We start from the raw sequence: 15,215 nt of genomic DNA on the forward strand, positions 1-15,215 counted from the left end.
TTTCTTGCACCTATAAAAACGCCGCTCATTGTGAGCGGCGTTTTCTATATTAGTATGGATAATGCCCGCTAAATCATGACATCAAGCTTCAGCTGAAGCCGTGATTTTAAACCTCAATACCTTTAGGCTTGAATCAAGGTCGACATCGACAAACTCAGGCGGGTTGTCCAGACGTTCAATAAACTCAACGCTTGGCGCTTCTTCTGCCATCGTCTCAATCAGGAAGTTTGGTGAGACTGCTGGTGAGTTCACACACGCAATCACTTCACCGCCTTCAGTTAGAAGTTCAGGCAAACGACGTAAGATTTTTTTGTAGTCTTTAGTTAGGGCGAAGCTGCCTTTTTGGAACGAAGGTGGATCGATAATCACCAACTCATAAGGACCGCCCTTCTTGATTTTCCCCCACGACTTAAAGATATCGTAGCCAAGGAAGTTAACCGAGCGCATATCGTGTTCATTCAGACGGTGGTTATCGCGACCTTTGTTTAGCGAGCCACGTGACATGTCCACGTTCATGCATTGACGAGCGCCACCAGCGATAGCCGCGACAGAGAAACCACAAGTGTATGCAAACAGGTTAAGAACGTTCTTATCCTTGGCATTATCTTGTACCCACTGACGACCATTACGCATGTCTAGGAACAAACCGAAGTTCTGATTACGGCCAATGTCTAATTGGTACTTAAGGCCATGCTCAACCACAACCGGAGAGTCATTCAACTCACCCCATAGAACCTCTGAAGGCGCACCATCGGCATAACGGTGTTGCAGAACAATGCTTGTGCCCTGCTTTGATTGCCAGATATCTTTGTTGGTGAGTTCAACCAATCCAGCTTTAAGAGATGACAAGAATTCATCGTCGACTTCTTTAAACACGTTAACCAGTAGCTGTCCATCAACCCAGTCACATGTCAGTTGCTCTAGACCAGGCCAAAACTTACCGCGCCCGTGGAAAATACGGCGTAGTTCGTTTGGTACTTCATTAAGTTGCTGTTCAATATGACTAAAAAACAGAGGTAAAGCTGATGCTTCCATTATTTCACTCACTTAGTGTTTAGCTTTGGCCAAGTTAATGACCAAGGTTCAAGCCAACTGTCCAAACCGTTCGACACGGTTTCTTGATGCCACTTCTCACCCAAGGAGTTTAGGCTTCTTGGATCGCAGACATATTCGTAGGCTTGTGATTGATAGGCAAATCGAGTCGCGAAGGCATGCAGATAACCTCTGTCAGCCTCACTCGATGGATTATAAATAGGGTCACCAACAATGGCTGAGCCGATCGACTTCATCGCGACACGGATCTGGTGAGTTCGCCCCGTATAGGGTTTGCATAACAGCAGACGCTCACCGGGTTCAGCCGTTGCTGATAAAAACTGAGTAATCGCAGGGTTCTCTTTGGATGTCAGAAGTTTCCAACTTGAGCGTCGTGAGCGCTCCATATCCCCAGAAATCAAACCCTGCTTTTTCTTTGGCTTCTTAGAACCGATCGCAAGGTAGTATTTCTCTACTTCACGCTTTGCAAATAGCTGTGAAAGCTCGCTCGCCGCCGACGCATTTTTTGCCAGCAGCAGAATGCCCGAAGTCATTTTATCTAGTCGATGAACGAGATACAGCTTAGGCTCATTAATTGCCTTAGCAACTTCTTGAAGCAACATGGTATCGCCATCGTCTTTGTGGACGCTGACTCCAGGGTGCTTATTGATAAGTAAAAAATCAGAGTGGTTCAGAAGAATATCGAACATTAAAGGCTAGCTCCATTGTAGAACGTAGAGTATACCTCGTCTGAACCCAGATTCCAGCTACGAAAAAGCCCAACTCACTCAATAAATATTGAATCGTTGGGCTTCTTTTCAGCAACTAGCGATCAGTGCGTGGTCTTTACTCGATTACCAATAGGTAAATAGAACCAAGCTACCGCTTTACGCCAGTTTAAACTTACCAACTAATGCTTCTAGCTCAGCAACCTTAGCGTTCAAGCCTGATGTATTTTCGGAGCTACGAGTTGCTAGCTGCAGAGATTGCTCAGAGATATCGCTAATCGCGGTAATGTCCGCTGCAATTTCTTTGGTCACAGCCGTCTGTTCTTCTGCCGCAGTCGCAATAGAGTTAACCATGCTTTGTACATTGCCCGCACCGCTCACAATCGCTTCTAGAGCCGAAACAGCACCTGAGCTTTGCTCAACACCAATCTCAACTAAACGACAGTTATCTTGAGTGTAAGTCACCGCTTCTTGAGTGCCCGATTGAATCGATTGAATGATGCCCGAGACTTCTCGTGTCGCTTTGGTTGTTCTTTCTGCTAGCGCTCGCACTTCATCGGCTACCACAGCAAAACCACGACCAAACTCGCCAGCACGCGCAGCCTCAATCGCAGCGTTAAGAGCTAACAGGTTAGTTTGCTCAGCAATGTCTTCGATTACCTTGATAACGCTACCAATCTGCTCACCGTGAGAACCTAGAGTATTCATTTGCAACGACATATCGCTCATTTGAGTCGACACTTGTTGAATACTCGCCACCATCTCAACAATCACGTTGCGGCCATCTTCTGCAGAGGTTTCTGAGCGACGTGCTTCTTCATAAGTTGAAGTACCTTGCTGCGCCACTTCAGAAATGGTCAAGCTTAGCTCTTCAGCAGCCGTTGCAATCAAGTTAGCTTTGTCTGCTTGAGCTGATGCACCAGTAACGATGTCTTGGCTAATAGAAGAGAGCTCCCCTGTCACCGATTGGACTTGGTGAGTCACAGACGAGATTGAACCTAATAGGTCTACTAGTGATTTCTGCATCTGGTTAATCGACTTAGCCAGTTCAGCCAATTCATCACCAGAATCATCAATAATGTCGCCTGCCGTTAGGTCACCATTTGCTACACGTCGTGCTACTTGTTCTACACGAGTAAGACGATTGGTAATAGAGCTAGACAATAGATACGCAATCACACAACCAAAGACAATCGCAATAGCAGACAACACCATGATGGTGCGCTCGATGGTAGTAAACGTGTCGGTTAGTGTCAGTAGTGACTGTTCTGTATCTGCGCGCTCACTTGCTGACGCTTGATCCAGTAAGTTCTCAATAGGGATAAGATTGCTCTCATACAAAGATCGTAGCTGTTGAATATTGGCTAGTAGCGCAGCTTCATCATTGATCTTCGGCACAAGCTTTGATTCAAACTCTTGAGTGAAACGCCCCATCAGGTCTTCAATTCGCTGAATACGGCGGTGGTCTTCCGAACCTCTACTCTCCAAACGCTTAGCCTGCTCGATAGCTTGAGCAAATTCGTTCTTGTTGGTTCGATAATCATTGAGTGCATTATCGACCAGAGTGATTGCACCCAGAGCATCTCGATAGACATCTCCAGCTTCATCGATCAAAACAAGGTAGGTAACGGTACCCGGTACATCATCTAATCTAATCTCATCGGCGCTCTTATGAGCGCCAATAACTTCCATCCATACAATACCGACTAACGTGACAAGCACCGCCAATATAGAGCCAAAACCGGCATACAGTTTCTTTCTCACTGACAATTTCAAACAACACCTACCTAAATCAAAATATAGCTCTAACAGCTATTCGTTCCATTTATATCGGCTATCAGACGGATACCTTTAATGGTTATTTTTCTTAGATAATTAAGTTCCAGACATAAAAAAACGGGAGCTAATGAGCTCCCGTTTATCAAATTACTTTATCTTGCGATTAGAACTTCTTAGAAATCAGCGCAAAACCAGCAATGATACCAATACCTAGTAGCATGATTGCACCTTTACCGCTATCGAAGCCAGAAGAGATACCCATGAACGCAACGATTGCGATAGCTACAGGGATGATGTACTTAACTAGTGTGTACCATAGACCAAATAGTGGGAAAGAGACTTCACCGTCGTTAGTGATTTCTTTCTCTAGGTCTGCACGGTTTAGTCTCCAACCAGCGAAGATACATACCAACATACCGCCAACCGCTAGGAAAATCTTATCCGTTAGTAGGTCGAAAATGTCGAACGCGCCAGTATCAAACAGTGTTGGACCGAAGCCGCCAAGTGATAGAGAAGCGAAGATACATAGAATCGCCATTACAACACTTGCAGACAGTACCGCTGTTACACGCTTCATGCCTTTCTCATCGATTAGGTAAGAAACCACAACTTCAAGTAGAGATACTGAAGATGTTAGTGCCGCAACACTCAAACCAACGAAGAACATAAGAGCAAATAGAAGACCGATTACGCCGCCCATTTCAGCGAATAGCTGAGGAACAACAACGAATACTAAACCAGGGCCCGCTGCAGGTTCCATACCGAACGCGAACATTGCAGGGAACATTGCAACACCAGCTAGAATAGCAACACCAGTATCCATTGCGGTTACCATTGCTGTTGTCTGAACTAGGTTCTCTTTCTTCTTAAGGTAAGAACCGTATGTCATCATACAACCCATACCAAGACTTAGAGAGAAGAATGCTTGACCTAGAGCGGCTAGGATTACATTGCTGTCTACTTTAGAGAAGTCAGGACTGAATAGGAACTCAAGACCAGCCATCGCGCCCGGAAGCATAATGCCTTTGATTGATACTACAATAAGGATAATGAAAAGAAGCGGCATCAGAATCTTACCTGCTTTCTCAATACCACCAGAGATACCTTTCATAACGATAACAACGTTAAGTAGTAGGTATAAGCCCATCCACATTAGTGGTTGAACTGGGTTTGAGATAAAGCCACCAAAGCTATCACCAATTGCTTCTGGTGCGTCTAGAAGACCACCTGCAATTTTACCGATGTATGCGATTGACCAACCGCCTACTACTGGGTAGAAACCCATGATAAGTAGACCACTGAATACGCCGATAACGCCAGCGAACGTCCAACGACGGTCAGTTGTTTTAAATGCACCTACTGCTGATTTTTGCGTATGACGGCCAATCGCAAATTCAGTCAGCATGACACTGAAACCAATAAAAATTACAAAAAACAGGTAAATGGCAACGAATGCACCACCGCCACTTTCGCCTGCTGTGTATGGGAATTTCCAAATGTTACCTAAGCCAACAGCAGAACCTGCTGCAGCCATTACGAATCCTAACTTCGAACCCCAGGTATCGCGGGGTGTTGTGGTTGTATTACTAGTAGCCACGTGTACTCCAAACTTTTGTGTTATGTGATGTTGTGTTTTGCTTTGGGTGGCGTCTTTAAAAGGAAGGTGTATAAATAAATTTACACACCTAAAAGATTTGATTGACGCTCGTTGTCTAGCAAGTAAACCAGTTTAAGAATAAAATTGGAAGAGCATACCGTACAAATTTCGTTAAAGATGTAAATTTTTATGGTTAAATGCCGACTTTTCATACAAAACAATCGTTTTCTTCTTAAGTTGACCAAAAATTAACAACTTTAACCTATTTACATCTTTTGCTCTATTTTGTAAATAGTTGATTCCTTAAATTCCCATATCCGTTAAATAGCATTACTATCTAAGTGTCTCTTTTTTCGAGTATTCAATGTGGATAAGCTTTATCATTTTTTAACTTTGGCCTCTGTTGTTTTGTACTGGGTTCTCGTAGCCGGTGTGACGTTTCGTGTTGTACTAAAACGACGCTCTGTCAGCGTTTCTCTTGCTTGGCTAATGGTTATCTACATTATCCCGATTGTTGGTGTAGCTTGTTACTTCCTTTTTGGTGAGCTAAACCTAGGCAGAAAAAGGGCTGAACGCGCTCATCGTATGTTTACCCCTTTCGGCGACTGGTTCCGTCAATTGAATGATTGCCAACTTCACCAACCAGGGAAAGTCGGCTCCCCTATCCATAAGATTGACGAGCTTTGTAACAATCGAATGGGCATCCCTGCACTCAGTGGAAACACTCTATCGCTGCAATCTTCACCAAACGAGATCCTACACGCAATTATCGAAGATATAGAAAATGCACAAACCAGTATCAAGATGGTTTTCTATATTTGGCATCCAGGTGGCCTGACCGATTCGGTTGCCTCTGCGCTGATTCGCGCTGCAAAACGTGGCGTAGATGTTAAAGTTTTGCTCGATTCAGCCGGTAGCCCTCGCTTTTTCAAAAGCCACTGGCAGTCAATGATGAAGGACGCAGGCGTTCAAGTCGTACAAGCACTAGAAGTGAGCCCATGGCGTATTTTTTTACGTCGCCTAGATTTAAGACAACACCGCAAAATCATTGTGATTGACGAGACTATCGCCTATACGGGTTCAATGAACATGGTCGATCCTGCTCACTTCAAACAAAGTTCCGGCGTTGGTCAGTGGATTGATGTAATGGTCAGAGTGACTGGGCCAACCGTTAATGTGTTATCCGCTATTCATGGCTGGGATTGGGAAGTTGAGACTGGTGAACGCATTCTCCCTGATATACCTGAATGCCCAGTTGAAGAAATCATGACACATCATCCGGTTCAAGTAGTGCCGTCTGGCCCTGGCATGCCGGAATATTTGATCTTACAAGTACTGACCATCGCCATCAATCAAGCGAATCATTCTGTACGTATTACTACACCTTATTTTGTGCCAAGTGCTGACTTACTCGAAACACTTAAGATGACAGCTCAACGCGGCGTAACTGTAGAACTGATCATTCCACACAATAACGATTCACTAATGGTTAAATGGGCTTCTCGTGCGTTTTATACCGAGTTGCTTGAAGCTGGCGTGAAGATCTATGAATTTTACGGTGGCCTTCTTCATACCAAATCGGTAGTGATCGATGAAGAGTTTTGCTTGATCGGAACCGTCAATATCGACATGCGCAGTTTGTGGCTCAACTTTGAAGTGACTCTGGCTGTGGATGATGTGCATTTCACGCAAAAACTGTCTGAGCTGCAGAAATCTTATATCGCTTCATCCCTCTCTGTAGAGTTAGAACAGTGGGAGCAAAGAAACCTTAGTAATCGCTTCTTTGAGAGGCTGTTCTACTTGTTCAACCCACTCCTATAATTCCAGCAATGAGTCGATTATGGCTCGTTGTTTCCCCATCGATCATTTTTAACCTTTCACTGTTAACTGAGTGAAAGGTTAAAAATCGTAAGAAAAGCGCAAAAATCCCCGCTCCGCTCTTGCTTTGAACACTCTTGGCATGTTTTAAATAGGACATAACCGATTGATAAGGAATTCACAGCATGTCCGAGAACAAAACCACTAAACTTATCACTGCCGGTCGTGATAAGAAGTGGACCAATGGTGTTGTTAACCCACCAGTACAACGCGCTTCAACTGTCGTATTTAACTCAGTAGAAGAGAAGCGTAAAGCTACGATTAACCGCGCTAACAAGACCCTTTTTTACGGACGTCGTGGAACCAACACTCATTTTGCCTTCCAAGATGCGATGGTTGAAGTAGAAGGCGGCGCGGGTTGTGCACTGTACCCGTGTGGTACAGCAGCAATTTCGAATGCCATTCTCTCTTTTGTAGAAACAGGTGATCATATTTTAATGGTTGACACCTGCTACGAACCTACTCGTGATTTCTGTGACACCATCATGAAAAAGATGGGGGTAGAGACAACTTACTACGAGCCAACGATTGGTGAAGGTATCCAAGACCTTATCAAGCCAAACACTAAGGTGCTGTTTACTGAGTCTCCAGGCTCTGTCACCATGGAAGTGCAGGATATTCCAACACTAGCGCGTATCGCTCATGAACATGACATCATCGTTATGCTAGACAATACTTGGGCGGCTGGCGTGAACTTCTCACCGTTTGATTTTGGTGTTGATATCTCGATTCAAGCAGCGACCAAATACATCGTGGGTCACTCTGATGTGATGCTAGGTACGGCAGTCGCCAATGAGAAATGCTGGGATCAACTAAGAGAGCAAAGTTACTTGATGGGGCAATGTGTCTCACCTGATGATGCTTATTTAGGGCTTCGCGGCATTCGTACTCTTGATGTGCGTCTACGCCAACACGCAGAAAGCAGCTTGAAGGTCGCAAAATGGTTAGAGACTCGTCCTGAAGTTAACCACGTTCGTCACCCTGCTCTTGAGTCTTGCCCAGGCCATGAATTCTTCAAACGAGATTTTACTGGCGGTAATGGCTTGTTCTCTTTTGTACTAAACAACTCTAATATCAAAGCGACGACAGCGTTACTTGATGGAATGACACATTTTAGTATGGGTTACTCTTGGGGTGGATTTGAAAGTTTGATTCTAGCTAACGAACCAAGCAGTTTTGACAGCTTGAGAACTGTTGCCAATCCTAATTTCGAAGGTACCTTGATACGTGTTCATATTGGGTTAGAAGATGTTGATGACCTGATTGCTGATCTAGAGGCGGGATTAGAACGTTATAGCGCTCTGATTTAATCTGAGACGATAGGTCTAATATGCAAAAAAGGCAGGATATTCCTGCCTTTTTCTGTTTAAAGCATAACTCAAAATACTCATATTCAGATACTTCAGCTCATAATACAAACCGCTCATAGTCCAGAAGCTTTCAAAGCCAATATTGAACCTTAAAGCACATCCACTTAAAGATCTCAGAGCGATGAAAAAATGGCTATGAATTTTTCAATTTCTAAGTGATTGTTCCGCTGAAATAAATAACACTTTATTTGTGTGGGCAACCGACTAAATGATCATTGACCATACCTGTTGCTTGCATAAATGCGTAACAGATTGTTTCTCCTACAAACTTAAAGCCTCTCTTCTTCAAAAACTTACTCATCGCTTTAGATTGCTCGGTAGAAGCGGGAACTTGAGACATCTCAGTCCATTGATTCACGATCACTTCATTATCAACAAATTGCCATAAGGCATTAGAAAGAGAGCCGAACTCTTTCTGTAATTCAAGCGTTGCTCGTGCATTGTTGTATACCGAAGCAATCTTACCCCTGTGTTTAACCACATCGAAGTTTTCAATGATGTGCGGCACGTTGTCTTCATTCAGCTCAGCTAGCTTGTTTAGATCGTAATTATCGAACGCGGCACGATAGCCTTCACGCTTTTTAAGGATCGTAATCCAACTCAGACCTGCTTGAGCACCTTCTAAAGTAATGAACTCAAACAGAACTTGGTCATCATAAACAGGCACGCCCCACTCTGCATCGTGGTACTCCCTTTCAAGCTCATGTTTAAGCGCCCATGCACACGTTCTATCCACTGTATTAGCTTCCATTTCGATGGTCTCTTTTAGTAATCATACATAAAAATAATGCCCCAATTAGGGGCATTATTTCAAAGGTCAGTTGACGTTAAGCCACTTCAATTTTATGGAACAAACGATACAGCACAGGCACTACGATTAGCGTGAGTACAGTCGCAAAGCCTAAACCAAACATGATGGTTACTGCCATTGGTTTGAAGAAGATATCCGGTAGTAGAGGGATCATACCTAGAATGGTGGTAATCGCAGCCATACATACCGGACGAACACGACTCAGTGCCGCATCAACTACCGCAACATAAGGGTCTTTACCTGATTTCATTTCAATCTCAATTTGATCAAGTAATACGATACCGTTCTTAAGTAGCATCCCGGATAAACTCAAGAAGCCTAGCAATGCCATAAAGCCAAATGGTGTATTCAAGGCTAATAAGCCCGTCGTTACCCCGATTAGCGCTAATGGAACCGTTAGCCAAACAATCAGCGGTTCTTTGACCGAGTTGAACAAGAACACGGTAATCAAGAACATGAACAGGTAACCCATCGGCATAGTGGTAAACAGAGACGCTTGTGCATCAGCAGATGACTCATATTCACCACCCCACTCCAACGAATAACCCGGTGGCATCTCAATCGCTTCAATTTGTGGCTGTAAGCGTTTCTGTAACGTCGAAGCCGTTTCTTCACCCAATAGGTCGTTGTCGGCCATTACCGTCAGCATACGCTTACGGTTCTTACGGATGATAAGTGGATCTTCCCATTCCAATTCGTAGCCAAGCGTCACTTGCTGCAACGGAATATATTCGCTTAATGCCGGGCTCCAAATCTTCATACCTTCGATGTTGCGAATATCAACTCGCTCATCTTCAGGTAAACGAGCCACAATAGGCATCAACGTAGTACCATCACGATACACACCAATCGACTTACCAGAGAAAGACATCGCTAGGAAATCATCAACGTCAGACTTGGTAATACCATAACGACGCGCTTGGCTTTCATTGAACTGAGGCTCTAATACCTTAGTTCTTTCACGCCAATCATGACGAACGTTAAATGCTCCGTCATCAGCACGCATGATGTCCATAACTTGAGCTGCGATTGAACGTAGCACGGTTGGGTCTGAACCGACGATTCGAGCCTCAATTTTCGCACCGCCACTAGGGCCTAATTCAATTTGCTTAAGTTTGTAATCAATTTCAGGGAACTGACTGTCAACGTGTTCACGGAAGCGACGCATCAGCCCTTCAAGTACCTGATAATCTGTCACACGAACCGTGATTTCGCCATACGCGCTATAACTCTTCTCGGGTGAGTAGGTCAACATGAAACGCTGCAGACCTTTACCGGCCGTGGTCGTGATATGTTCAACTTCACTTTGTTCCGACAACCAACTCTCAAGCACTCTCAACTTGGTATTAGTTGCTCGAATATCCGTACCTTCTGGCATCCAAACATCCACTTGGAACATCGGAGTAGTTGAAGATGGGAAGAATGCTTGTTTCACAAAGCCAAAACCGTACACACTCGCACCTAAACCAATCACCAGAACGATCATGGTTAGCCACGCGCGTTTCATACAGAACTCAAGGAAGTTTTTATAGATAACAAAAACCATCCCGTTGTATGGGTCTTTGCCTTCGTTATCGGGATCAACCTTCTGTCCTCTGAAGAAGATATCGGCAAAAAACGGCGTGATCGAGATAGCAGTAAACCAACTCAGCATCAATGAAATCAATAGTACCGTGAACAAGGTGCCACAGTATTCGCCCGTTGAATCTTCAGACAAACCAATTGGAGCAAACGCGGTGACCGCAATCACCGTTGCACCGAGCAGTGGCCATTTGGTTTGGGTCACGATATCAGTGGCGGCCTGCATCCGGGTTCGCCCCTTCTGCGTGCCGATCAATATCCCCTCCACCACCACAATGGCATTATCCACCAGCATCCCCAAGGCAATAACCAACGCGCCCAGTGAAATACGTTGAAGGTCGATTTTGAAGTACTGCATGAAAATAAAGGTGCCGAATACGGTCAATAGCAGTATCAAACCAATCAACAGACCCGATCGTACTCCCATGAAGAACAGTAACACCACGATTACGATCGCAACCGCCTGCCCTAAACTCACCACAAATCCGCTTACCGACTTGTTCACCTCTTTAGGTTGGTTATAAACCTCGGAGATGTCGATACCGACGGGTTGTTGATATTTAAGCTCGGCGAGTCTTCGATCAAAGTCTTCACCCACTGCGACCACGTTCACGCCTTGCGCAAAAGAGACACCCAGGTTAAGCGCGAGTTCGCCGTTATAACCAATGATGTTACTCGGTACCTCAACGTAACCACGAGTTACATTCGCCACATCTTTTAGATAGATAAGCCCTTGAGCGCCACCTTCCGTAAGAATCAAATCTCCAAGCTGTTCAACGTTCTGGAACTCACCCGTTGGATGGATTCGAATATATTCATCACCAATCCTTACTGCTCCTGCACTTGATACAATATTTTGAGTCGATAAAAGGTTAAATACCGTGCTTGGAGACAGACCCAGAGAGCTTATCCGCTTCATCGATATCTCAATGAATACTTGCTCTTGTTGTTGACCAGAAACAGAGACCTTACTGACCCCATCAACCAACTCCAGCTCTCGCCTTAGATAATCAATGTAATCCAGCAGCTCTTTGTAGCTATAGCCATCCCCCGTCACCGCAAGCAAGATCCCGTAAACGTCACCGAAGTCATCAATGACTTGAGGATCATTGACCCCAGGTGGCAGTTCAACCTTAAGATCATTCACTTTTCGGCGAAGTTCATCCCAAATTTGCGGAAGATCGTCTGGGCCGTAGTTGTTCTTCATCGTTACCGTTACCTGAGACAGGCCACGGCTTGAAATAGAGTTCACTTCGTCGACATAGGTAAGCTGTTGAATCGCTTTCTCTAGTGGGTAGGTAACTTCTTCTTCCACCTGCTGAGGCGTTGCCCCCGGGTATGAAGTCACGACCATTGCATCTTTGATGGTAAAGGCAGGATCTTCTAAACGCCCCAAACCGAAGAATGCTGAAACACCACCAATAAGAAAGATCAGAGATAGCATCCAGCTAATGACTTTGTTACGTATAAAGTAAGAAGCAACACCTGTGATCTGATCATCACCCTGTTGATCGTCATTTTGGGGCTTGTTATTTACTTCACTCATTGTTCGTCTCCTGAGACAATACTTCCACTGTCATCCCATCTCGCAATCGCGATACGCCTGCAACAACGACATGCTGCCCCATTTCCAATCCTTTCACTACCTGCAATGTTTCCTGGTTTGCTTTTCCTAACACGACTTGTTGTTTCGAGACTGTCTTGTCGTCGTTAAGCACCCATACATAAGAGTTCTGGCGCGTTAAATCATCGCCATCCGCATTAAACACAGCTTCGATTGGGATAAGTACCCCAGCTTTTAACTCCAAGCCGATATCTCGCCCATTTGACGTCACCTCAACGGCCATACCATCCAGAATTAAATCATCTTCCGGCATAGGTAGAGCAAGCGTCACCGTGAACGTGCCCGTGCTTGGGTCAGGTTCAGTGGTGAACTCCTTAATAGCCGCCGTGTATTCATTGCCACTGGGTACTCTTACCACAGCCTCAACATTCGATAACAGCTGTTCGCTAGGCTGATTCACGTAAATCTGGTCAGGCAGTTGGATAACAACCTCAACATCTTCGACACTGTGAATGTTCACGACCTGCTGGCCTACCTGAATATTTTCATATTGATCAACACTGACACGAGAAATGATCCCATCAACAGGGGCACGAAGCTTAGTGAACGACAAGCGCAGTCTTGCGAGCTCCAGTTCGGCATAAGCGATCTGGCGTTGAGCAGCAATTTCATCAAACTGTGACTTCGCCAATAAACCTTTCTTCACTAGCGGACTTGAACGTCTGTATTGACTGTTAATTACCGTGTAACGCGCCTGAGCATTGTCGACATCCAGTTGATAATCGGTAGGGTCAAGCTCTGCAATGATGTCTCCTCGTGAAACACGCTCACCTTCTTTCACATCAAGCTTATTGATTTCACCAGCGACTCGAAAGCTGAGATGAGCCTTCTCGGCAGCGTTTGCAACCGCAGGGAAATAGAGTTTGTCGCTAAAGTCGATGACTGAAATCTCGATAGCTTTAACCAAGGGCGTGTTATTCACTTCTACAACTTGTTTATCTTCACAAGCCGTAAGTAAAGCCAAGCACGACAGTCCAGCGGCCACTTTAAGTGTTTTCATGTTATAGCCCCCTTTCCTTGATCCACTCTCGAACTTTAACGCCCGGTTCAAGACCATTAACACCAGAAGTTACGATGCGATCACCATCGTTCAACCCTGAAACAATATGGCGTTTTTCATCGATGACAATGGCGACATTTTCAACAATGCCGTCGCTATTCACACGCCATACAGAGACATCATCCCCATCGGTCATCATTGCTGACGTTGGTATTTTGGTGGCCGCCGCTAACGATGAAACGAGATTTACCGAGCCAGACATACCGGGCAAAATACCCACATCGGTTGGTCTTTCCATTACCATGGTGACTTTGTACGAACCTGTTTTCGGGTCAGCTTCGGTATCCACTTCTTGGAAGGTTAAAACGTAAGAGTTTTCAGGAAACGCATCAAAAACCATGGTTGCATCCATCTCGAACCCTGATGAAAAGCGCGTAATAAGTTGGTCGGGTAATAAGAAGACGACTTTAAGAATTTGATTGGTTTGAATATTCATCACGCCTTGTTTAGCCGCAATGTATTCATGGTTTTCAGCAGGAATGATGGAAATGGTTCCGTCATACGGCGCAACCAAAGTGGTGTAGCGAAGATTCGCGTTAGCTTGATTAAGCACCGCGCGAGCTGAATTGTGGTTCGCTTTCGCTTGGTCGAAATCTTGCTCTGATACCACACGATCTTTACGAAGTTTGATCGCACGTTGATATTGAACATCGGCTAGCTGAAAATTCGCTTTTGCTTGCTTCTCGAGTAGTTGATATTCATCGGGATTTAACTTAGCAAGCTCGTCGCCTTTAGACACGTGCTGCCCAGCGGTCACATCGATGCTCTGCAATAAACCAGGAACACGGAATGCGAGTACCGCTCTGTCACCAGCTTCTGTGGTAGCAGGGAAATTACGCTCAAAGGCATTATTACCGACGGAGACAGTGAAGAGTTTGGCGGGTCTGGACTCAGGTTCAGGCACGGGAGGAAGCTCCTTACCACACCCAGACAACCCAGCTAAGGCAGTCAATAGGACAAGGGAGGCTCTATACATTGGTGATCATCCATATCTATAAATATTTTTATAACATAGATTAATCACATGTAACTTACCAGTCAGCGTAAGATTTATTTAGAGAAAATTATTAAAAAAAATAACGGCTTGGAATAAATTTTCCTAAACCGTTATCTAATCCTTTTTAGGTTTTACCACTACATGTTCTTAAATTCACGATTCACTTTAAACGTATCTGAGGTGACATAAGCTTCCATGTTGCGGACACTGGTCTCTAACTTCTGGAAATCACCCTCTAAAGTGTTCAATAGCGACTCTGCAGTTTGCCCTTTTTCCCAAGGCTTTTGCTTCAGCGTATGCTCTTGTTTCGCCTTCATTTGGTCGACATACTGAGGTGGTTGTTTTTCAAGCATAAATGTCAAAGCTAAATACGCTAATAACACCAGAAAACTACCACCAAGCAGTGCTGCTGAGATAACTAAGATGCGAACCAACCACACTTCAAGGCCAAAATAGTTCGCTAACCCTGCACACACACCAGACAATTTGCCGTTAATCGTGTCGCGATACAGTTCTCTACTCATAGTTTCGTCTCCAGTTAGGCGACTCCGCATCCAGTATTTTTTCTAGCGTTTTCACTCGGTCTTGCATGGATTCGGCTTGCGCAGAAAGCTTATGCAGACGTTGAAGATCCGTTTCAGAAAGACCATTGCTGGATTTCTTCTTGCTGCGGTAATGTAAGAATAACCATAGCGGTGCCACGAAGATTAAAAAGACAATCAGTGGACCTGCAATTAGAAATGTTGACATAGACAACT

At 44.7% G+C, this 15,215-nt stretch carries 12 protein-coding genes; 2 read left to right on the forward strand and 10 right to left on the reverse strand.

From position 1 onward, the window contains the following. Nucleotides 1–81: 81 nt before the first annotated feature. The 4 genes from AB4329_RS11195 to AB4329_RS11210 all read right to left on the reverse strand — a co-directional run bounded on the left by AB4329_RS11195 (nt 82) and on the right by AB4329_RS11210 (nt 5,136). Nucleotides 82–1,035, reverse strand: coding sequence for a class I SAM-dependent methyltransferase (locus AB4329_RS11195; protein WP_017068057.1), 954 nt, complete (start codon nt 1,033–1,035; stop codon nt 82–84). 8 nt (nt 1,036–1,043) lie between these two features. Next, on the reverse strand, nt 1,044–1,742 hold the full coding sequence (locus AB4329_RS11200) for a TIGR01621 family pseudouridine synthase (RefSeq protein WP_372138310.1): 699 nt from the start codon (nt 1,740–1,742) through the stop codon (nt 1,044–1,046). A 177-nt stretch (nt 1,743–1,919) separates the two neighbouring features. Next, nucleotides 1,920–3,536 (reverse strand): methyl-accepting chemotaxis protein, encoded by a 1,617-nt coding sequence (locus tag AB4329_RS11205; protein WP_137002277.1) that lies wholly within the window; start codon nt 3,534–3,536, stop codon nt 1,920–1,922. A gap of 166 nt (nt 3,537–3,702) precedes the next feature. After that, nucleotides 3,703–5,136, reverse strand: a complete 1,434-nt coding sequence (locus AB4329_RS11210) for a sodium-dependent transporter (RefSeq protein WP_050543975.1) — start codon at nt 5,134–5,136, stop codon at nt 3,703–3,705. Between the two features lie 366 nt (nt 5,137–5,502). On the opposite strand from AB4329_RS11210, the gene cls reads away from it, so the two are divergent. Continuing rightward, nucleotides 5,503–6,957, forward strand: coding sequence for a cardiolipin synthase (gene cls / locus AB4329_RS11215; RefSeq protein WP_372138312.1), 1,455 nt, complete (start codon nt 5,503–5,505; stop codon nt 6,955–6,957). A gap of 182 nt (nt 6,958–7,139) precedes the next feature. Then, on the forward strand, nt 7,140–8,324 hold the full coding sequence (locus AB4329_RS11220) for a cystathionine beta-lyase (RefSeq protein ID WP_017065338.1): 1,185 nt from the start codon (nt 7,140–7,142) through the stop codon (nt 8,322–8,324). A 244-nt stretch (nt 8,325–8,568) separates the two neighbouring features. Here AB4329_RS11220 and AB4329_RS11225 read toward each other — a convergent pair whose 3' ends face one another. The 6 genes from AB4329_RS11225 to pspB form a co-directional block, all read right to left on the reverse strand. Continuing rightward, nucleotides 8,569–9,135 (reverse strand): DNA-3-methyladenine glycosylase I, encoded by a 567-nt coding sequence (locus AB4329_RS11225; RefSeq protein ID WP_017065337.1) that lies wholly within the window; start codon nt 9,133–9,135, stop codon nt 8,569–8,571. Between the two features lie 76 nt (nt 9,136–9,211). Continuing rightward, on the reverse strand, nt 9,212–12,322 hold the full coding sequence (locus tag AB4329_RS11230; RefSeq protein WP_108208853.1) for an efflux RND transporter permease subunit: 3,111 nt from the start codon (nt 12,320–12,322) through the stop codon (nt 9,212–9,214). Next, a complete protein-coding gene (locus AB4329_RS11235) occupies nt 12,315–13,400 on the reverse strand; it encodes an efflux RND transporter periplasmic adaptor subunit (protein ID WP_372138314.1) in 1,086 nt (361 codons plus the stop codon). The genes AB4329_RS11230 and AB4329_RS11235 overlap by 8 nt, the downstream gene beginning before the upstream one ends. Nucleotide 13,401: 1 nt before the next feature. Then, nucleotides 13,402–14,436 carry an efflux RND transporter periplasmic adaptor subunit gene (locus AB4329_RS11240; protein ID WP_372138316.1) on the reverse strand — a complete coding sequence of 345 codons (1,035 nt, stop codon included), beginning with the start codon at nt 14,434–14,436 and terminating at the stop codon, nt 13,402–13,404. Between the two features lie 158 nt (nt 14,437–14,594). After that, complete coding sequence (gene pspC / locus AB4329_RS11245; RefSeq protein WP_017065334.1) at nt 14,595–14,981, reverse strand: envelope stress response membrane protein PspC; 387 nt, start codon at nt 14,979–14,981, stop codon at nt 14,595–14,597. Beyond that, entirely contained in the window at nt 14,974–15,207 is a 234-nt protein-coding gene (pspB, locus tag AB4329_RS11250; protein ID WP_004734605.1) for an envelope stress response membrane protein PspB, read from the reverse strand. The genes pspC and pspB overlap by 8 nt, the downstream gene beginning before the upstream one ends. Between the last annotated feature and the right edge of the window lie 8 nt (nt 15,208–15,215).

The organism is Vibrio sp. 10N.261.54.A5, assembly GCF_041471145.1.
GTDB classification, from domain to species: Bacteria; Pseudomonadota; Gammaproteobacteria; order Enterobacterales; family Vibrionaceae; genus Vibrio; species Vibrio crassostreae_C.